The sequence below is a fragment of the Streptomyces sp. NPDC001194 genome (genome assembly GCF_042896985.1).
Lineage (GTDB): Bacteria > Actinomycetota > Actinomycetes > Streptomycetales > Streptomycetaceae > Streptomyces.
This window is the reverse complement of sequence record NZ_JBIAXU010000033.1, coordinates 12727-30799: the sequence shown is the minus strand read 5'-3', so window position 1 is coordinate 30799 and position 18073 is coordinate 12727. Positions and strand designations below refer to the sequence as shown.

The 18073-nt window shown below is 70.7% G+C and carries 17 protein-coding genes and 1 tRNA gene; 5 read left to right on the top strand and 13 right to left on the bottom strand.

Annotated features, from left to right (window positions below; all coding sequences use genetic code 11):
- Window positions 1-221, bottom strand: a 221-nt coding sequence (locus tag ACFY1T_RS35050) for a transposase (RefSeq protein WP_390788287.1), incomplete at its 3' end; no start/stop codon positions are given.
- A gap of 107 nt (window positions 222-328) precedes the next feature.
- On the opposite strand from ACFY1T_RS35050, the gene ACFY1T_RS35045 reads away from it, so the two are divergent.
- Window positions 329-946: a hypothetical protein gene (locus ACFY1T_RS35045; protein ID WP_390791786.1), complete on the top strand. Its 618-nt coding sequence runs from the start codon at window positions 329-331 to the stop codon at window positions 944-946.
- A 127-nt stretch (window positions 947-1073) separates the two neighbouring features.
- Entirely contained in the window at window positions 1074-2108 is a 1035-nt protein-coding gene (locus ACFY1T_RS35040) for a LacI family DNA-binding transcriptional regulator (protein ID WP_390791785.1), read from the top strand.
- A gap of 91 nt (window positions 2109-2199) precedes the next feature.
- On the opposite strand, the gene ACFY1T_RS35035 is transcribed toward ACFY1T_RS35040, so the two are convergent.
- The 4 genes from ACFY1T_RS35035 to ACFY1T_RS35020 all read right to left on the bottom strand — a co-directional run bounded on the left by ACFY1T_RS35035 (window position 2200) and on the right by ACFY1T_RS35020 (window position 5028).
- A tRNA-His gene (locus tag ACFY1T_RS35035) sits at window positions 2200-2272 on the bottom strand.
- 106 nt (window positions 2273-2378) lie between these two features.
- Window positions 2379-2981 carry an oligoribonuclease gene (orn, locus tag ACFY1T_RS35030; RefSeq protein ID WP_030868455.1) on the bottom strand — a complete coding sequence of 201 codons (603 nt, stop codon included), beginning with the start codon at window positions 2979-2981 and terminating at the stop codon, window positions 2379-2381.
- Window positions 2982-3073: 92 nt separating this feature from the next.
- On the bottom strand, window positions 3074-4246 hold the full coding sequence (locus tag ACFY1T_RS35025) for a helix-turn-helix domain-containing protein (protein ID WP_383342154.1): 1173 nt from the start codon (window positions 4244-4246) through the stop codon (window positions 3074-3076).
- A gap of 374 nt (window positions 4247-4620) precedes the next feature.
- On the bottom strand, window positions 4621-5028 hold the full coding sequence (locus tag ACFY1T_RS35020) for a hypothetical protein (protein WP_390791784.1): 408 nt from the start codon (window positions 5026-5028) through the stop codon (window positions 4621-4623).
- A 366-nt stretch (window positions 5029-5394) separates the two neighbouring features.
- On the opposite strand from ACFY1T_RS35020, the gene ACFY1T_RS35015 reads away from it, so the two are divergent.
- Window positions 5395-5925, top strand: a complete 531-nt coding sequence (locus ACFY1T_RS35015; RefSeq protein ID WP_030868463.1) for a universal stress protein — start codon at window positions 5395-5397, stop codon at window positions 5923-5925.
- 99 nt (window positions 5926-6024) lie between these two features.
- A complete protein-coding gene (locus tag ACFY1T_RS35010; RefSeq protein WP_229339509.1) occupies window positions 6025-6594 on the top strand; it encodes a GPR1/FUN34/YaaH family transporter in 570 nt (189 codons plus the stop codon).
- A gap of 70 nt (window positions 6595-6664) precedes the next feature.
- On the opposite strand, the gene glmS is transcribed toward ACFY1T_RS35010, so the two are convergent.
- The 3 genes from glmS to ACFY1T_RS34995 form a co-directional block, all read right to left on the bottom strand.
- A complete protein-coding gene (gene glmS, locus ACFY1T_RS35005; protein ID WP_030868469.1) occupies window positions 6665-8482 on the bottom strand; it encodes a glutamine--fructose-6-phosphate transaminase (isomerizing) in 1818 nt (605 codons plus the stop codon).
- Window positions 8483-8559: 77 nt separating this feature from the next.
- The gene (locus tag ACFY1T_RS35000; RefSeq protein WP_030008735.1) at window positions 8560-8835 is read right to left on the bottom strand and encodes a hypothetical protein; all 276 of its coding nucleotides are present in this window, start codon (window positions 8833-8835) and stop codon (window positions 8560-8562) included.
- A 120-nt stretch (window positions 8836-8955) separates the two neighbouring features.
- The gene (locus ACFY1T_RS34995) at window positions 8956-9861 is read right to left on the bottom strand and encodes a DUF4429 domain-containing protein (RefSeq protein WP_390791783.1); all 906 of its coding nucleotides are present in this window, start codon (window positions 9859-9861) and stop codon (window positions 8956-8958) included.
- A gap of 51 nt (window positions 9862-9912) precedes the next feature.
- On the opposite strand from ACFY1T_RS34995, the gene ACFY1T_RS34990 reads away from it, so the two are divergent.
- Window positions 9913-11496, top strand: a complete 1584-nt coding sequence (locus ACFY1T_RS34990) for a beta-N-acetylhexosaminidase (protein ID WP_390791782.1) — start codon at window positions 9913-9915, stop codon at window positions 11494-11496.
- A gap of 333 nt (window positions 11497-11829) precedes the next feature.
- Here ACFY1T_RS34990 and ACFY1T_RS34985 read toward each other — a convergent pair whose 3' ends face one another.
- The 5 genes from ACFY1T_RS34985 to ACFY1T_RS34965 form a co-directional block, all read right to left on the bottom strand.
- Window positions 11830-13614 (bottom strand): IucA/IucC family protein, encoded by a 1785-nt coding sequence (locus ACFY1T_RS34985; RefSeq protein WP_390791781.1) that lies wholly within the window; start codon window positions 13612-13614, stop codon window positions 11830-11832.
- The gene (locus ACFY1T_RS34980) at window positions 13611-14195 is read right to left on the bottom strand and encodes a GNAT family N-acetyltransferase (RefSeq protein ID WP_390791780.1); all 585 of its coding nucleotides are present in this window, start codon (window positions 14193-14195) and stop codon (window positions 13611-13613) included. Before ACFY1T_RS34980 ends, ACFY1T_RS34985 begins: the two co-directional genes overlap by 4 nt.
- Window positions 14195-15493: a lysine N(6)-hydroxylase/L-ornithine N(5)-oxygenase family protein gene (locus ACFY1T_RS34975; RefSeq protein WP_390791779.1), complete on the bottom strand. Its 1299-nt coding sequence runs from the start codon at window positions 15491-15493 to the stop codon at window positions 14195-14197. The genes ACFY1T_RS34980 and ACFY1T_RS34975 overlap by 1 nt, the downstream gene beginning before the upstream one ends.
- Entirely contained in the window at window positions 15477-16967 is a 1491-nt protein-coding gene (locus ACFY1T_RS34970; RefSeq protein WP_390791778.1) for a pyridoxal phosphate-dependent decarboxylase family protein, read from the bottom strand. Before ACFY1T_RS34970 ends, ACFY1T_RS34975 begins: the two co-directional genes overlap by 17 nt.
- Before the next feature lie 147 nt (window positions 16968-17114).
- Window positions 17115-18035, bottom strand: coding sequence for a siderophore-interacting protein (locus tag ACFY1T_RS34965; protein WP_390791777.1), 921 nt, complete (start codon window positions 18033-18035; stop codon window positions 17115-17117).
- Between the last annotated feature and the right edge of the window lie 38 nt (window positions 18036-18073).

Sequence of the window (18073 nt, the reverse complement as noted above, 5' to 3'; positions counted from 1 at the left end):
CAGGTTCCGTCAGCTGACCAGCGACGGAACCGTTCGTAGACCGTCTTCCACGGCCCATACCGCTCGGGCAGATCCCGCCAGGCCGCACCCGTGGACAGCTTCCACAGAATGCCGTTGAGGACCTGCCGCCTGTCCCGCACTGGACGCCCCATCCGGGGCGGAGCCAACAACGGTCCAATGACTTCCCAGGCCTGATCAGTCAGTTCATGACGTCGCACCACGAACGCAGTAACGACCAATCGACATTGCGGACACGCCCTAGGGGGCGGTGCATTCCTGTCGGGTGCCCGCGGGCAGGCGGGGCTCTGCGCCCCCCTAGGGTGTCGGGATGCAGAAGATCGGTGTGGCGGGGAGTGCGGAGGGGGGCGTGGCCGTGCGGCCGCGGCGGACGGCGAACACGCTGTTCTGGGCCGCTCTGATACCCACGGCGGCCACGGTGGGCGGTTTCGTCAGCCAGTACCCCTACGGCATGTTGTGGGTCGGCGTCCTGATCGTCCTCGCCACCGCGGCAGCGGGGTCGATCGTGGCGGGTTCGGTCTGGAGGCGGGCGGGCGCCGCCACCCTGGTGGGCTTCGCCGTCTTCGCGCTCGGGCTGTTCGCCGGGTCCAACCTCAACGAGACGTACCTCAAGCAGCTCGGCGAACGCACGGGCGCGGTGGTCGTGGAGGCGGGGCAGCGGGTCAACGCCAAGGGCGACGTGCGGCACTTCTGCCGAGTCCTCGACGACGCGGGGAGCCGTACGGAGCTGGGCGACATCCAGAACTGCCACGGCCAGTTCGAGACGGGGCGGCGCGTCGTCCTCTTCGAGGACCGGCTGGGCGGCCTGGATCCGTGGATCGAGGCCGGTGGCAGCCGTGCGGTCGACCCCGTCGGCCTGGGCATCACCGCCGGCCTCTACGCCCTGACCGCCGCAACCCTCCTCTCCGCGGGCCGGCGCCGCCGCTGAGCCGGCTCTCCGGGTCGTGCCGGGCCCGGCCTGATCGGTCGGGACCGCAGTGGCGGCGAGCTCCGCGGTCGTCATGGGAGCGCTCCCATCCCTGTCCGAGGGGTAGATTCGGCAGCGGGAGGCAGCCATGAACGGGCATGGGCGCAGTGGGGGACGGCCGACGCTGGAGGAGGTCGCCGCACGCGCCGGAGTCGGGCGCGGCACGGTCTCCCGCGTGGTCAACGGGTCCTCCAAAGTCAGTGAGCGCACCAGGGCCGCCGTCGAGGCCGCCGTCGCGGAGCTCGGGTACGTGCCCAACCGGGCCGCCCGGGCCCTGGCCGGCAGCCGTGCCGACGCCATCGCCCTCGTCGTCCCCGAACCGCAGTCCCGGTTCTTCACCGAGCCGTACTTCTCCGACGTGGTCCGCGGGATCGGCGCCGCCCTCGCCGAGACCGATGTCCAGCTGGTCCTCACCCTCGCCGGCAGCGACCGCGAGCGCCGCCGGCTCGCCCAGTACCTGTCCGCGCACCGCGTCGACGGGGTCCTGCTCGTCGCCGTCCACGCCGGCGACCCGCTGCCCGAGCTGCTCGCCGGGCTCGGCATCCCGGCCGTGATCAGTGGCCGCCGCTCGGCCGCCGAGCCGCTGCCGTCCGTCGACTGCGACAACGCGGCGGGCGCCGCCGGGGCGGTGCGCCACCTCCTCGGCCGGGGCCGGCGCGCGATAGCCACCGTCACCGGACCGCTCGACGTGTACGGGGCGCGGTGCCGGCTCGACGGCTACCGGGAGGCGCTGACGGCCGCCGGCGTCCCCGTCGACGAGCTGCTGATCGCGGACGGGGATTTCACCGAGGAGGGCGGCCGCCGGGCCGTGCGCGAGCTGCTGGAGCGCCGTCCCGCCCTGGACGCCGTCTTCGCCGCCTCCGACGTGATGGCGGTGGGCGCACGCCGAGAGCTGCGCGCCGCCGGCCGCCGGATACCCGAGGACGTGGCGCTGGTCGGCTTCGACGATTCGGTGCTGGCCCGGCACATGGATCCGCCGCTGACCAGCGTCCGCCAGCCGGTCGAGGAGATGGGCCGGACCATGGCGCGCATGCTGCTGGCCCGGATAGCGGGGGAGCCGGGAGAGCCCGGGGAGGCGGCCGTGGTGTTGCCGACCGAGCTGGTCGTGCGGGAGTCCTCGTAGGTGCGCCCGGATGCAGGTGCGCCCGGATGCGGAGGAGCCCGTACAACGCAGAGGGCCCCGGCCGCTTTCGCGTACCGGGGCCCTCTCGCAGGGTGAGTGACGGGACTTGAACCCGCGGCCACCTGGACCACAACCAGGTGCTCTACCAACTGAGCTACACCCACCATGTCCGGTCGGAAAACCGACCGGCCGAAGAAAAGGGTACAGGGTCCGGGAGGGTGCTCGCTCCTCCCTTTCCCCCGATCCGTCTCCGGAGGCTTCCGCCGGGTCCTATTCGGCGGACAGGGTGTGCTTGGCGGCGATCGCCCGGGCGGTGTCCGAGTCGGGCCCGGGCTGCGGGACGAAGACCGCCTCCCGGTAGTACCGGAGCTCGGCGATGGACTCCCTGATGTCCGCGAGCGCCCGGTGGTTGCCGTTCTTCGGCGGGCTGTTGAAGTACGCCCGCGGGTACCAGCGGCGCGCCAGCTCCTTGACCGAGGACACGTCCACGATCCGGTAGTGCAGGTGGCTCTCCAGCGCGGGCATGTCGCGCAGCAGGAATCCGCGGTCGGTACCGACCGAGTTTCCGCAGAGGGGCGCCTTGCGGGGCTCCTTCACGTGCTCCCGTACGTACGCCAGGACCTGCGCCTCGGCGTCCGCGAGGGTGATCCCGCCGGCCAGCTCCTCGAGCAGTCCGGAGGCGGTGTGCATCTCGCGCACCACGTCGGGCATGGTCTCCAGGGCCGCGTCCGGCGGGCGGATCACGAGGTCCACGCCTTCGCCGAGCACGTTGAGCTCCGAGTCGGTGACCAGTGCGGCCACCTCGATAAGTGCGTCGTCCGTCAACGAGAGCCCGGTCATCTCGCAGTCGATCCACACCATGCGATCGTTCATGCGGCCCAGCTTATGCGGATAACGCGGAAGGTCCCCCGCTTCGGTGGCGACCGATGCGGGGGACCTCCGTCAGGCGGTGCCCGTGGCGGGAGCTACGCGTGCTCGCGCAGGACCCGGTTCGGGGCGTACAGCTCCGTCACCGTCGGGCCGGCCGCGGCCAGGGCAGCCGCCGCCCGCTGGGGCTGCGGGGTGCGCTGGTGCGGCACCGGGTTACCCGACATCTCGGTGACCTGCGACACGTCGGCCTGCGGCCGGCGCGCCCGGTAGGCCGAGCGGTACGCGGCCGGGGAGGACCCCAGCTGGCGCCGGAAGTGCCCGCGCAGGGCGACCGGCGAGCGGAAGCCGCAGCGCCCGGCGACCTCGTCGACCGAGTAGTCGGAGGTCTCCAGCAGCCGCTGGGCCTGGAGCACCCGCTGGGTGATCAGCCACTGCAGCGGCGCGCTGCCGGTCAGCGAACGGAACCGGCGGTCGAACGTGCGCCGGCTCATGTAGGCGCGGGCTGCGAGCGTCTCCACGTCGAACTGCTCGTGGAGGTGCTCCAGGGCCCAGGCGACCACCTCGGCCAGCGGGTCGGCGCCGATCTCCTCCGGCAGCGACCGGTCGAGATAGCGTTCCTGGCCGCCCGTGCGGCGCGGCGGGACGACGAGCCGGCGGGCCAGTGCCCCGGCCGCCTCGCTGCCGTGGTCCGTGCGCACGATGTGCAGGCACAGGTCGATTCCGGCCGCGGTGCCCGCGGACGTCAGCACGTCGCCGTCGTCGACGAACAGCTCGCGCGGGTCGACGTGGACGGACGGGTACCGCTTGGCCAGCGTCGGCGCGTACATCCAGTGCGTCGTCGCGGGCCGGCCGTCCAGCAGACCGGCGGCGGCGAGCACGAAGGCCCCCGTGCACAGTCCGACGATCCGGGCGCCCTCCTCGTGCGCCAGACGCAGTGCGTCGAGCGCCTCCGGAGGCGGCGGTGAAGTGATCGAGCGCCAGGCCGGAACGACGACCGTGCCTGCCCGGGCGATCGCCTCCAGCCCGTACGGCGCGGTGAGCTCGAGTCCGCCGGTGGTCCGCAGCGGACCGTCCTCCCCGGCGCAGACGAGCAGTCGATAGCGTGGAACTCCCGCGTCCTGCCGGTCGATGCCGAACACGGAAAGTGGAATGGAGCTCTCGAAGATCGGTCCGCCGCTGAACAGCAGCACCGCGACGATCTCCCTGCGGCGACGCCCCGCGAGCTTCCTGCCGGCGTCTGCGACGACGGCGGTGGAATCCTGGCTCATGGCTAAGCCCCCCTTGGGTGTCGCGACTCCTTGGTCTGGTCGCACCTGCACGTTTCCCCTCGGCCTTGCACGTGGATCCCCCGCCGTAAATACATGATCGAATCTACTGCGTCCCGTGGTGTCGGCGTGACAAGTTCAGCACGCAGCGCTATGTCGACTTGGCAACTTGGCGAAAAGCATTCGATCAGGAAGCCTTCCACTCCGCTACCGGAGTGGGAAGCTCGCCCTCCGGCCATGGCCAGTACCCGTAGGGTCTCGGAGCCCCCTCGGCTCTGTCGTCGCTGGTGGTAGGGGGGTTGAGGGGGCATTCCGGCAAGACCGGCATTGTTCCGGGAAGTTGGCTGAAAACATGCGGGTGTGGGTGTGCGAATCAGTCAGTCCTCGAGGGAGATTCCACCGGACGTGTGGCATCCGCGGCCCCCGGGCCCGCTCCCGGCGCGCGAATGCCGGCGGCGCCCGCCCCGCGGAATCCGGTCCTCCGCGAGAACCGGGGCGGCCCGCTGCGCCTTCTCCGAGTAGCGCAGCATCGCCCGGCACGCCGCCGTGACCGCGACCAGCCCGAGGGTCGCGACGGCGGCCCCGCCGAACGAGGTTCCGTACACGACCAGCACCACGGGCACGAGCAGGCAGCTGAAGGAGGCCCAGCGGACCACGTCACCCGCGGGGTCGTCATGGGGGCGTCCGGCCGAGCGCACGGACGAGTGAACGGGAGCGGGCGTGAAATGCGGTGTCGCGTCGGTGTGCTGAGCGGGCTGGACGGGGTGAACCGGATGGCCGGGCACGGCGTGCTCCCTGCGGGCTCTTCCTGGACGGTCGGACGCCTGTTCAACGGTGCGCGGCGCGGCTCGGTCACTGCGCGCACGGGTGGCGCACGAGTGGCAGGTGCGGCAACTCGTCACTGGCTGTAGGGGACAGCGGCCATTGCCAAGGAGCCCTCGCTCCGGCATGCTCCCTGGGACGCTCTCCAAGGGCGGCATGCCCTGTGCAGGACAGGAGTGTCGCCGTACCCTGGTGGGTAAGGGCTTGGGAAGATGCTTCCCGGACAGAGCTCCGTCACCCAGAGTTGTCGTTTTTTCAATCGTCGCTTCCGCCCATCGCCGCTCCGTCGCCTTGTCCCTTCCCCCGAGGACCTCTTCGCCGAGACATCCATGGCCGGTCACGAATCTCCCGAACCCGCGGACCGCAAGCGCAAACCGCTCGCCGACCACACGTCGAGCGACCTGCGTGCGGCGGAACAGACACGTCATCCCTGCGACCCGGCCTTCCGGCACGGGGTCGTGGTGGGGTTCGACGGCTCCACCTCCAGTGAGCGCGCCCTGGCGTACGCGATCGGGATGGCCCGCCGCTCCGGATCCGGCCTGATCATCGTGCACGTGGCCAACCGGCTTCCCACCACCGTGTGGGCCGGCTGCGAGCCGCCCGTCTTCGTGGACGTGCCGGATCACCGCACCGAGGTGCTGGGCCTTGAGCTCGCCTGCGCGGACTACCTCTCCGAAGTGCCGTGGATCCTGGTGGAGCGCGGCGGGGACATCTGCCACGAGCTGGAGGAGGTCGGCCGGGAGTACTCGGCGGACGCCATCGTGGTGGGCTCCACGCACGGGATCGTGGGCCGGATCTTCGGCTCGGTGGCGGGCCGGCTCGCCAAGCGCGCACAGCGACCGGTCGTTGTCATTCCGTAACCCGCTGTACGTCGCTCGTGCGGTTGTGAACCCCCATGTAAAGGGTAGATAAATGCTGCTGGGACGCAGCAAACAACTGCAGATCGAAGGGAGCCCGCCGTGGACAATGGTGTCTCTGCGGGAAGCACGGCCTCGACTTCGACCCTCGGGAACATAGCCCTGGGTCTCACCCTTCTCGCATTCGGTATCGGCCACACCGCCATCGTCAGCGGAGTGTCCGTCGCCAACTCCGTGTCACTCGCGACCTACGTCGGCGGTCTCGCCCTGTTCGTCCTCGGAGTCCTCGAGTTCCGCGGCGGAAACGGCTTCAACGGCACGGCGTTCGCGGGCCTCGGCGCCTTCTGGTTCACCTGGGCGGCAGGGGCCGACGGAAAGGTTTCGGCACACGCGGCCGGACTGTTCCTGGTCCTCTTCGCCCTGCTCGCGCTGACCCTCACGGTGAGCGCCGCGAGCGGACTCTTCGGCCAGGGCGCGTACGCCCTGCTCACCCTCTCCCTGCTGCTCCTCGCGGTCGGCTCCTTCGCCGGCAGCGGCGGGCTCGCCAAGGCCGCCGGCTGGGTGGCCGCACTCTCCGGGCTGCTGTTCTGGTACGGCGCGACCGCCGCGCTGGCCCACTGGCCCACCGCTCTGGGCAAGGCCTCGGGCCGCGGCGCGGTCGCCGCGGGCTGAGCCGGCGTACGGGAACGGCCCCCGGGGGGATCCCCGGGGGCCGTTCCGCTTGTCCGGTGGGCAGGTGCGACTACTCGACCGTGACGGACTTCGCCAGGTTGCGCGGCTTGTCGATGTCCCGGCCCAGGGCCAGGGCCGTGTGGTACGCCAGCAGCTGGAGCGGGATGCCCATCAGGATCGGGTCGAGCTCGTCCTCGTTCTTGGGCACGAGGATGGTGTGGTCGGCCTTCTCCTGCTCGCGGTGGGCGACCGCGAGGATCCGGCCGCTGCGGGCCTTGATCTCCTCCAGCGCCGCGCGGTTCTTCTCCAGCAGGTCGTCGTCCGGGACGATCGCGACCGTCGGCATCGCCGGCTCGATGAGCGCGAGCGGGCCGTGCTTGAGCTCGGAGGCCGGGTAGGCCTCGGCGTGGATGTAGGAGATCTCCTTGAGCTTGAGGGAGGCCTCCAGCGCCACCGGGTAACCGCGGACCCGGCCGATGAACATCATCGACTTGGCCTCGGCGTACTCGGCCGCCAGCTTCTTGATGTCCTCTTCGCCCTCGAGGATCTCCTGGATCTGCGCGGGCAGCTTGCGCAGGCCCTCGATGATCCGCTTGCCGTCGGTGACCGACAGGTCCCGGATCCGGCCCAGGTGCACGGCGAGCAGCGCGAAGGCCACGACCGTGTTGGTGAAGCACTTGGTGGAGACGACGCAGACCTCGGGGCCGGCGTGCACGTACACGCCGCCGTCGGCCTCGCGGGCGATCGCGGAGCCCACGACGTTGACGACGCCCAGGACGCGGGCGCCCTTGCGCTTGAGCTCCTGCACGGCCGCCAGCACGTCGTACGTCTCGCCGGACTGGGAGACGGCGATGTAGAGGGTGTCGGGGTCCACGACCGGGTTGCGGTAGCGGAACTCCGAGGCCGGCTCGGCGTCCGCGGGGATGCGGGCCATGCTCTCGATGAGGCCGGCGCCGATCAGGCCCGCGTGGTACGAGGTGCCGCAGCCCAGGATCTTGACCCGGCGGATGCCGCGCGCCTCGCGCGGGTCCAGGTTCAGGCCGCCCAGGTGGACGGTGTTGAAGCGGTCGTCGATCCGGCCGCGCAGCACGCGGTCGACCGCGTCGGGCTGCTCGGAGATCTCCTTGTGCATGTACGTGTCGTGGCCGCCCATGTCGTACGAGGCGGCCTCCCACTCCACGGTCTCCGGCGTGGCCGTGGTGGTGGCGCCGCCGGTGGTGTAGGTGCGGAAGTCGTCGGCCTTCAGGGTGGCCATCTCGCCGTCGTTGAGGGTGACGACCTGGCGGGTGTGGGCGACGAGCGCGGCCACGTCGGAGGCGACGAGCATCTCCTTCTCGCCGATGCCGAGGATCACCGGGGAGCCGTTGCGGGCCACGACGATGCGGTCGGCGAAGTCGGCGTGCATGACGGCGATGCCGTACGTGCCCTCGATCGCCTTGACGGCCTCGCGGACCTTCTCCTCGAGGGTGTCGGCCTGGGAGCGGGCGATCAGGTGGACGATGACCTCGGTGTCGGTCTCCGAGACGAAGACGACGCCCTCGGACTCCAGCTTGGTGCGGAGCTCGGCGGCGTTGTCGACGATGCCGTTGTGGACGACCGCGACCTTGTTGTCGGCGTCGAGGTGCGGGTGCGAGTTGATGTCGCTCGGCGCGCCGTGGGTGGCCCAGCGGGTGTGGGCGATGCCGGTGGTGCCGGCGAAGCGCTTGGGGACCCGGGATTCCAGCTCGCGGACCCGGCCCTTGGCCTTGACCACCTTGAGCGCGGGGGACTTCGGGTTGTTGACGACGATGCCCGCGGAGTCGTACCCGCGGTACTCCAGTCGCTGCAGGCCTTCCAGCAGCAGCGGTGCCACGTCACGCTTGCCGATGTAACCCACGATTCCGCACATAAAGTCTTGCCCCTCCTGAAGTTCGGTTGCCCTTGCCGCTGTTGTCGCCGCGCCTGGCCGTCGGCCGGCCCTGTCGCTCAGCCGTAGACGATGCGGCGCAGTTGCCGGAGCGAGAGCTCCGGCGGCGCCACGGCGCGGTGCGGCAGCTCGGCCGCGATCCGTTCGAAGATCTCCGCGTTGACCGCGCCGCCGGACTGGAGCTCACGGTGGCGGCGGCGGACGAATTCCTCGGTCGTCTCGTCGAAGTACGCGAGCACGTCGAGTACCACCCGGGCGGCCTCGCCGCGCTGCAGCGCGGTGCTGCGCACCAGGTGGTCGACGAGATCGTCATGAGACGGGCGGCGGTCGAGCACCCGTAGATACTGACTGGCCGTGGCCTGGAACGCAAAGATCCTGCCCGAAGTCGGGCAGGATCCCTCTGGTCCAGACCAGTGGAAGGCGCAAATCCGGTCATGGAAGTGTGGAGGTAAGGGTCAGAATCGGCGCAGAACGGCCTGCTTGGCCGCTGCGAACTCCTCGGCCGTGAGGATGCCGCCCTGGTGCAGATCGCCGAGCTCGCGCAGCCGGCGCAGCAGGGCGTCGTGGTCCTCCCGGGCGGCGGGCTCGGGGGCCGAGGCCGCGAGCTCCGGCACCGGGGCCTTGGCCAGGGCCGGAGCGGGCTCGGCCGGGTCCGCGGCGCCCCGGGGATGGGGCATCCGGACCGCCACCGCCGCCGCGACCAGCGCCATCAGCGGGTCCTTCTTGAAGCCGAACAGTTCCACCGTGTACGGGTCGTACTTGGGCGCGGGGGCCGAGGGCGCGCCCGCCAGCGTGAACCGGATCCAACCGTTGTCCAGGCCCTTGGAGGGGGACCACTCCACCACCCGCAGGTCCGTGACCCGGAACTCGCGCGGCCCGCCGGAGCTCTTGGCCTCCTCCGTCGTCCAGTTCCAGTCCAGCGCCACCCGGTCGCCGTCGAAGGCCACCGTCCCGTCCCCCGCAGCCACCGTGATCGGCACGGTCGGTCCCGGCAGCAGGTAGGAGTCCACCGGGCCGGGGTCCACCTGGTCCAGCAGCAGCGCGTTGCGGACCTCGTCCACGAAGTACTCCGCCACCCCGGTCCGGTCCGCTTCCACCGTCAGCCGGTACGGATCGGAGGCCTCCGGCAGCCGCCCGCCCGTCACCTGGAGCAGCGGGTCGGCGCCGTCACGCAGCTTCAGCCTCAACCGGCCCGCCCTGCGGCCCGGTTCGTGGCTGATCCCGGCGAGCGCGCGCAGCGGGACGACCACCTCGCCCAGTGTCTGGCGCAGCAGCCCCACCCCCTTGTCGCGGCCGGGCACGATCCGCACCGCGTCCCCGTCGAAGGTCCATGTGCCGTCCTTCTGGATGATTTCCGCCATCCGTCGATTCTCGCACCGGCCCCGGCACGCCAGTTGGCCTATACCTGCCCTATGAGAGTCCTGCGACGCACGCTCGGCACACTCCTCGTCCTCGGCGCGGCCGTCTCCTGCGCCGCGTCCCCCGAAGCCGACGCCAGACCCGGGGACGGCCGCCCGGCCGCCCTGGCCCCCTACGCACAGCTCCTGCCGGCGCCCGCCTCCGCCCGTGCCGAAGGCCCCGGGTACGCCGTCGGCGCGGGCACGGTCATCCGTACCGGCCCGGCCGGCGACGAGGAGGTCCGGCGGGTGGGCGAGCTCCTCGCGGAGCAGCTCAGAGCCCCCAGCGGGCTCCCGCTGCCGGTGGTCGACGGGTCCGGGGGAGACGGCATCCGGCTCCGGCTCGACGCGCAGGCGGAGGGGACCGGCGCCGAGGGGTACCGGCTGGAGTCCGGTCCGGGCGGGGTCACACTGACCGCCCGGACCCCGGCGGGGCTCTTCCACGCGGGCCAGACGCTGCGGCAGCTGCTGCCGGTGGCCGGTCCGGGCACGGTGCCCGGCGGTGAGATCACCGACGCGCCGCGGTTCGCGTACCGGGGGGCCATGCTGGACGTCGCCCGCCACTACTTCACGGCGGAGCAGGTCAAGCGGTACGTGGACCAGCTGGCCCAGTACAAGGTCAACACGCTCCACCTGCACCTGACCGACGACCAGGGCTGGCGGATCGCGATCGACTCCTGGCCGAGGCTGGCGGAGTACGGCGGCGGCAGCGAGGTCGGCGGCGGCCCGGGCGGGTACTGGACGAAGGACCAGTACCGGGACCTGGTGGCGTACGCGGCGGAGCGGTACGTGGACGTGGTCCCGGAGATCGACATGCCGGGGCACGTGAACGCGGCCCAGGCCTCGTACGCGGAGCTGAACTGCGACGGGAAGGCGCGCGAGCGCTACACCGGCATCAAGGTCGGCTTCAGCTCGCTGTGCGTCGGCGAGGAGCGGACGTACGAGTTCATCGACGAGGTGCTGGGCGAGCTGGCCGAGCTGACCCCGGGCCCCTACCTGCACATCGGTGGCGACGAGGCGCACTCGACGCCCGCGGCGGACTACGCGGCGTTCATGGACCGGGCCCAGCAGACCGTCGGGCGCCACGGCAAGACGGTGGTGGCCTGGCACCAGCTGGCGACGGCCCGGCCGGCGCCGGGCGCGGTGCTCCAGTACTGGGGCCACGACCGGACCGGGGCCGCCGAGAAGGCGGCGGTGGCCGCGGCGGCGAAGGCGGGCCACCCGCTGATCCTGTCGCCGGCGGACCGGCTGTACCTGGACATGAAGTACGACCTGACGACGAAGCCGGGTCTGGCGTGGGCGGGCCTCGTCCCGGTGCGCAGGGCCTACGACTGGAACCCGGGGACCTACCTGGCCGCCGCCGGAGTCCCGCAGTCCGCGGTCCTCGGCGTCGAGGCCCCGCTGTGGACGGAGACGATCGCGACCCGCACGGACCTGGAGTTCATGGCCTTCCCGCGGGTGCTGGGCCTGGCGGAACTGGGCTGGAGCCCGGGCCCGGCCGACTGGGCGGAGTACGGCCGGCGGGTGGCGGCGCAGGGACCGAGGCTGGAGGCCCAGGGCATCGCTTACTACCGGGCCCCGGACGTTCCCTGGTCCTAGGGGGTGTCGTCGAAGTAGCTTCGTCCGCCCGCGAGGGCGGGGCCGGCGGGGTCTGGTGCGTGTGATCGCAAGGCGGAGGAGAGAGGCGACGCTCGCGTCGTCGACCGACGACAACGCGGCGAGCGCGCGTGCCAGACCCCGCCGGTCAGAAGGGACTTTGACGACACCCCCTAGCAGGAGCGCCCACGGCCGGAGCAGCCCTGGCCGGGGAAGCTGGGGATGCCCGAGGAGTGTCCGCGAAGAGGGCCGGTCAGGGCTTCGCGGACACTCCTCGGGCGAGGGGGCGGGTGCGCCGCCGAGGGACCGTATTCGCCAGCGCACCCGCCCCTTTGATCACCGTCGCGATGCGTAAGGCGCGACGGGGTTCTTGAGGGTGCCGATCAGCTGGAGGGCGGCCGCCGGGTCGGAGAGGTCCACCATCTGCTTGTTGTTGCGCAGCTGGAGCCGGTTCAGGCAGGACAGCTGGAACTCCTCGGCGAACAGGTCGTAGCGCTCGAAGCGCTCCGCGAGCTGCGGCATCGACTCCTGGTAGTCGTGGCCGCAGTCCGCGACCGCCTTCCAGAAGGTCTCCTCCTCGCAGATGCCCTCCGTGGCCAGGATCGAGCCCAGGAAGCGGAAGAAGCAGTCGAAGACGTCCGTGAAGATCGACAGGAGCTTCATGTCCTCCGGGATGTCGGCCTTGACGCGCTCGACGGCCGGCGGGAGCACCGCGTCGGGGTCCATGACCACGATCTCCTCGGCGATGTCCTTGAAGATCGCCCGCTTCACGACGCCGTTCTCGATGACGAGGATCGTGTTCTCGCCGTGCGGCATGTACGCGAGGTCGTACTGGTAGAAGCAGTGCAGGAGCGGGAGGAGGTACGCCCGCAGGTACGGCTTCAGCCACTGCGACGGGGTGAGGCCCGACTCCTCGATCAGCGCGCCCACGAAGGACCTGCCCTCGGAGTCGACGTGCAGCAGCGAGGCCATCGTCGCCAGCCGCTCGCCGTCCCGCAGGTGGTTGACGGGGGACTCGCGCCACAGAGCGGCCAGCATCTTGCGGTACGGCGAGTACCGGTCGGTGGCCCGCTCGTACTGGCGGTGGTGGTAGCCGATCGCCGCGCGCTCGCGGATGATCGAGAAGTCCACCGACCGCAGGACCTCGTCGCCCTCGATCAGCTGGTGCAGCCAGTCGTTGATCGCCGGGGTGGCCTCCATGTAGGCCGCCGACAGTCCGCGCATGAAGCCCATGTTGAGGACCGAGATGGCGGTCTTCACGTAGTGCTTCGTCGGCGTCGTGGTGTTGAAGAACGTACGGATCGACTGCTGGGCCAGGTAGGCGTCCTCGCCCTCGCCGAGCAGCACCAGGCGGCGGTTGGCGATCTCGGCCGCGAAGGTGACCGTGGTCTTGTTCCACCACTGCCAGGGGTGGACCGGCAGGAAGTGGTACTCCGCCGGGTCCAGGTCCAGGGCGGACAGCTTGGCCTCGAACCCCGCGATGGCGGCCTCGCCCAGCTCCTCGCGCATGAAGGCGTCGTGGTCCAGGCCCGCGCCGGCCGTGAAGGTGGAGACGTCCTTGCGGGCCGCGACCCACACCAGGTGGACGGGGCTCGCCGTCTCCGGGGCGTACGAGAGGTACTCGTGCACGCCGAAGCCGAGCCGGCCGTTATTGGCCACGAAGCAGGGGTGGCCCTCGGTCATGCCGGTCTCGATGTCCTGGAAGGAGGACTTCGCGAGGACCTCGGAGGAGACCTGGGGCTTCGTGTACTTGTAGCCGGTGCCGGCCAGGGTGGAGGAGATCTCCTCCAGGTAGACGGGCAGCACCTCGGGGCTCAGGCCCAGGGTCTCGCGCAGCTCGATGTGGAAGTCGAGGGCGTCCGGCTCCAGCTCGGCGCCGTCACGGTGGCGGGTGATGGAGGCCTCGTCGACCGACCAGTGGTCGAGGGCGTGCCGGACCGCCTTGAAGCGGTACTCGACGGTGGAGTCGTCGCTGAGGACCGAGTAGAGGTCGGAGCCCAGCGGTGTCGGGGTCAGCAGGCGCTCGTGGGAGAACTCCGCGAGGCCCTTGCGGACCAGGGCGCGGTTGGCGCGGGCCCACAGCTCGGGGCTCAGGTGGGCGACGGCGTCGGCGAGGCTCATATGGACACCCCCTGGGCGGCCGTGGCGGCCTCGAACTGCGCGCGGGTGCAGAAGCTCAGCAGGGCTTCCTTCTCCGGCTTGGTGACCTGGCGCTCCGGCACGAAGCCGACGGCCTCGTTGAGGGCGTGCACGGCGGTGTTGGCGACGTCCGGCTCGACCACGACGCGCTCGGTGGCCGGGTCGGCGAAGACCGCCGCCATGACCGTGGTGATCACGGCGCGGGTGAAGCCGTGCAGCGGGGTGTCGCTGGGGGCGACGAGGAAGTGCATGCCGACGTCGCCCGGCCGGGCGTCGTAGAGGCCGACCAGCTCCAGCTCGGACGGGTCGTAGGTCTCCATCAGGAACGCGGGGCGGCCCTCGTGCAGGCCGATGAAGGCCTGGTGGTGCTCGTGGGCGGCGATCCGCATGTACTCGCGCTCGACGTCCGGGAGGGAGGCGTCCTGCATCATCCAGAACGACGCCTTCGGGTGGGTGACCCAGCCGTGGAGCAGCTCCGCGTCGGCGAAGGGGTCCAGGGGGCGCACGGCGAAGGACCCGAGTTCCTTGTCGGTGCGGGAGAAGAGGAGTTCGGTGGTGCTCATCACAGGGTGCCTTCCGGGGCGGCGAACTGCTGGAACGCGATGGACTTCTCGACCTTGTAGTGCTGGCGGCCGAGGAGCTCACCGACGATGTACGCGTTCCGGTACGCCGCCATGCCCAGGTCGGGCGAGGTGAGGGAGTGGTTGTGGGTGGTGCCGTTCTGCAGGTACACCCCGCGGCCCGTGGTGTCGATGCTGTAGTTGCGGGCGGCGTCGAGACGGCCGTGACCGTCGAAGTTCAGCCGGTCGCGCACCGGGTTCAGGAACTCCGGGAAGGTGTACTTGTACCCGGTGGCCAGCACCAGGCCCTCGGAGGCGAGGGAGAAGTCGCGCTCCTGCTCCTCCTGGCGCAGCCCCAGCGTGTACGTGCCCGTGGTGGTGTCGTACGCGGTGCTGTTCAGGGAGGTGTTGGTCAGCAGGGTGGTCGGGACCTGGCCCGGCATGCTGATCTTCTTCTCGTAGAGCAGGTCGAAGATGGCGTTGATCAGGTCGCCGTCGATTCCCTTGAAGAGGTTCTTCTGCTGGGTCTCGAGCCGGTAGCGGGTCTCCTCGGGGAGCGCGTGGAAGTAGTCCACGTACTCGGGGGAGGTCATCTCCAGGGTCAGCTTGGTGTACTCCAGCGGGAAGAACCGCGGGGAGCGGGTCACCCAGTTGAGCTGGTAGCCGTGGACGTCGATCTCGGCGAGGAGGTCGTAGTAGATCTCGGCCGCGCTCTGGCCGGAGCCGATGAGGGTGATCGACTTCTTCTTCTGCAGCTCCGCCTTGTTCTGCATGTAGGCGGAGTTGTGCAGGAAGTCGCCGCCGAGGCCCTCGCAGGTCGGCGGGACGTGCGGCGGGGTGCCGGTGCCCAGGACCAGGCGGGGGGCGCGGTGGGTCTCGCCCTTGTCGGTGTGGACCTCGTACAGGCCGGCCTGCTCGTCGTAGGTGACCTCCGTGACCGACGTGGACCACCGGACGTTGTCGAGGCGGTCGGCGGCCCAGCGGCAGTAGTCGTTGTACTCGGCCCGCAGCGGGTAGAAGTTCTCCCGGATGTAGAAGGAGTACAGCCGGTCCTTGTCCTTCAGGTAGTTCAGGAAGGAGAAGGGCGAGGTCGGGTCGGCGAGCGTGACCAGGTCGGACATGAAGGGCGTCTGCAGGTGGGCGCCGTCCAGGAACATGCCGGCGTGCCACTCGAAGTGCGGCTTCGACTCGATGAAGAGTCCGTCGAGTTCGTCGATCGGCGCGGTCAGGCAGGCGAGCCCCAGATTGAACGGACCGACGCCGATGCCGATGAAGTCGTGGGTCTTAGCGGTGGAGGGCAAGGGATTCTCCCAGGAACTGCTCGGCATGTGCGGCGAGAAGGTCGAGGACGGCAGCGATGTCGGCCGTCGTGGTCTGCGGGTTGAGGAGGGTGAACTTCAGGTACTGGTCCCCGTCCACCTTGGTGCCGGCGACGACGGCCTCGCCGGAGGCGAACAGCGCCTTGCGGGCGTGCAGGTTGGCCTCGTCGACGAGGTCCTTGCGGACGTCGACGCCCTCGGGGCGGGGGACGTAGCGGAAGACCAGGGTGGAGATCTGCGGGCGGACGACCACCTCGAAGCGCGGATCGGCGTCGATGATCTCCCAGCCGGCGGCGGCCAGGTCGATGACCTCGTCGAAGAGCGAGCCGAGGCCGTCCGCGCCCATGGTGCGCAGGGTCATCCAGAGCTTGAGCGCGTCGAAGCGGCGCGTGGTCTGGATGGACTTGTCGACCTGGTTGGGGATCCGCTCCTGCGCCATGCGGCGGGGGTTGAGGTAGTCGGCGTGGTACGTGGCGTGCTTGAGGGTGTCGCGGTCGCGCACCAGCATCGCGCTGGAGCTGACCGGCTGGAAGAACGACTTGTGGTAGTCGACGGTGACCGAGTTCGCGTGCTCGATGCCGTCGAGCAGGTGCCGGCGGGTCGGGGAGGCCAGCAGTCCGCAGCCGTACGCGGCGTCCACGTGCATCCAGGTGGAGTGCTCGGCGGCCAGGCGGGCGATCTCGGGGAGCGGGTCGATGGACCCGAAGTCGGTGGTGCCGGCGGTGGCGACGACGGCCATCGGGTACAGGCCCTCGCGGACGCAGCTCTCCAGCTCCAGGGCGAGTACGGAGGTGTCCATGCGGCGGTTGCGGTCGACCGGGACGGCGATGACGGCCTCGTAGCCGAGTCCGAGCATGGCGGCCGACTTCTTGACGCTGAAGTGGCTGGCCTCGGAGGTGAAGATGCGCAGCTTCGGCAGGACTTCGGACTTCGCGAGCGGACGGTCGCTGTTCTGCATGACCGTGCGGCAGGCCTCGTCGCGGGCCAGCAGCAGGGAGTGGAAGTTCGACTGGCTGCCGCCGGAGGTGAAGATGCCGTCCGCGTCCGGGCCGAGGCCGATGCGCTCGGCGGTCCAGTCGATCAGGCGGCGCTCGATGAGCGTGCCACCGATGGACTGGTCCCAGGTGTCCAGCGAGGAGTTGACGGCCGAGAGGACGGCCTCGCCGAGAACGGCCGGGATGACGACCGGGCAGTTGAGGTGGCCCAGGTAGCGCGGGTGGTGGAAGTACACCGCGTCCCGGAGGTAGACCTCCTCCAGCTCGTCGAGGACGGCGGCCGGGTCCTCGAGCGGCCGGTCCAGGTCGATCCCGTTGATGACCGGGGCGAGTTCGTCGACGGATATGCCGGTGTGGGGCCGCTCCGTGGTCGCGAGTTTCGCGGCGACGCGCTCGACGCCTTCCGTGACGGAACGCCGGTACAGGTCCGCGGTCGTCTCATTCAGCAGATGCGAGCGCATCAACGTTCCTCCGGGCAGGGGGAGAGGGGGGTGGGGAAGATGATCCTTAGGTTAGCCTAACCTAAGTGTTCGCGCCAAATGGCGATGGGCCCTGGCCGAAAGCCGGGGCCCATCTCTCAACTCACAAATGGCGAACGAGGGTTGAAGCTACAGAGCGGAGGCGGGGTCCTCGCTGGCAGCCTGTCCCGAGTACGCCTCGGCGAGGAGTTCCTCCTCGCTCGCACCGAGGCGCCAGTAGCCGGTGAAACGCACCGCGCGCCGGTCGATGGAACGTTCCTGCACGATGTGCCGGCGAACCGCCCGAATGGTGCCCGCCTCGCCCGCGAGCCAGACGTACGGGGCTTCGGCGGCCGGGAGTTCGGCCGCCCGCACCGCCTCCACCACGCGCTCGGCGCGCTCCTTGCCCCCGCCGCCCTCCCGCACGATCCAGGTGACGTCCACGTCGGCGGCGCTCCGCAGGTCGAGCCGGTCGTCGGCGTGCGGCACCTCGAACCAGGCCGCGACCCGCATGCCGGCGGGCAGCCGGTCCAGGATGGCGGCGGCCGCGGGCAGCGCGGTCTCGTCCGCGTACATCACCAGCGCGTCGGTGGCGGCCGGCGGCTGGAACCGTACGGACTTGTTCTCCGCGACGGCCGGGCCGATCGCCATGATCCGGCGGCCGGTGACGGCCCGTCCGGCCCAGTGCGAGGCGGGGGACGAGTCGCCGTGCAGGACGAAGTCGATGTCGACCTCGTCCGCGCCCTCGGCCGTACGGCGCTGCTCGCGCACGGTGTACGAGCGCATCACCGGGCGGTCGGCGTCGGGTATCGCCCGCCAGGCGCCGAACCAGGTGTCCTCGTCGGTGGACGGGAGCGCGGTGTGTTCCTCGTGCGCGGGAGGCAGGAAGAGCGAGAGGCTCTGGTCGTAGCCGCCCGAGCGGAAGCCCGCGAGGGACTCACCGCCGAACGTGACCCGCAGGAACGAGTGCCCGAGCCGGCGGGTGCGCAGCACTTCGAGTTCGAAGAACCGGAAGTGGGCGGCGGCCGGGGCGGCTTCGGAGGCAGCCGTGTCTGATGCGGTGGCGGTCATGCGGTGAGTCCCCCCTGGGAGTGGAAGCGGCGCCTGGT

Excerpts from the sequence above, each read along its gene's own strand:
- ACFY1T_RS35045 (WP_390791786.1), top strand. The coding sequence starts at position 329 with ATGCAGAAGATCGGTGTGGCGGGGAGTGCGGAGGGGGGCGTGGCCGTG.
- ACFY1T_RS35040 (WP_390791785.1), top strand. The coding sequence starts at position 1,074 with ATGAACGGGCATGGGCGCAGTGGGGGACGGCCGACGCTGGAGGAGGTC.
- orn (WP_030868455.1), bottom strand. The coding sequence starts at position 2,981 with ATGAACGATCGCATGGTGTGGATCGACTGCGAGATGACCGGGCTCTCG.
- ACFY1T_RS35025 (WP_383342154.1), bottom strand. The coding sequence starts at position 4,246 with ATGAGCCAGGATTCCACCGCCGTCGTCGCAGACGCCGGCAGGAAGCTC.
- ACFY1T_RS35015 (WP_030868463.1), top strand. The coding sequence starts at position 5,395 with ATGGCCGGTCACGAATCTCCCGAACCCGCGGACCGCAAGCGCAAACCG.
- glmS (WP_030868469.1), bottom strand. The coding sequence starts at position 8,482 with ATGTGCGGAATCGTGGGTTACATCGGCAAGCGTGACGTGGCACCGCTG.
- ACFY1T_RS34995 (WP_390791783.1), bottom strand. The coding sequence starts at position 9,861 with ATGGCGGAAATCATCCAGAAGGACGGCACATGGACCTTCGACGGGGAC.
- ACFY1T_RS34990 (WP_390791782.1), top strand. The coding sequence starts at position 9,913 with ATGAGAGTCCTGCGACGCACGCTCGGCACACTCCTCGTCCTCGGCGCG.
- ACFY1T_RS34985 (WP_390791781.1), bottom strand. The coding sequence starts at position 13,614 with ATGAGCCTCGCCGACGCCGTCGCCCACCTGAGCCCCGAGCTGTGGGCC.
- ACFY1T_RS34980 (WP_390791780.1), bottom strand. The coding sequence starts at position 14,195 with ATGAGCACCACCGAACTCCTCTTCTCCCGCACCGACAAGGAACTCGGG.
- ACFY1T_RS34970 (WP_390791778.1), bottom strand. The coding sequence starts at position 16,967 with ATGCGCTCGCATCTGCTGAATGAGACGACCGCGGACCTGTACCGGCGT.
- ACFY1T_RS34965 (WP_390791777.1), bottom strand. The coding sequence starts at position 18,035 with ATGACCGCCACCGCATCAGACACGGCTGCCTCCGAAGCCGCCCCGGCC.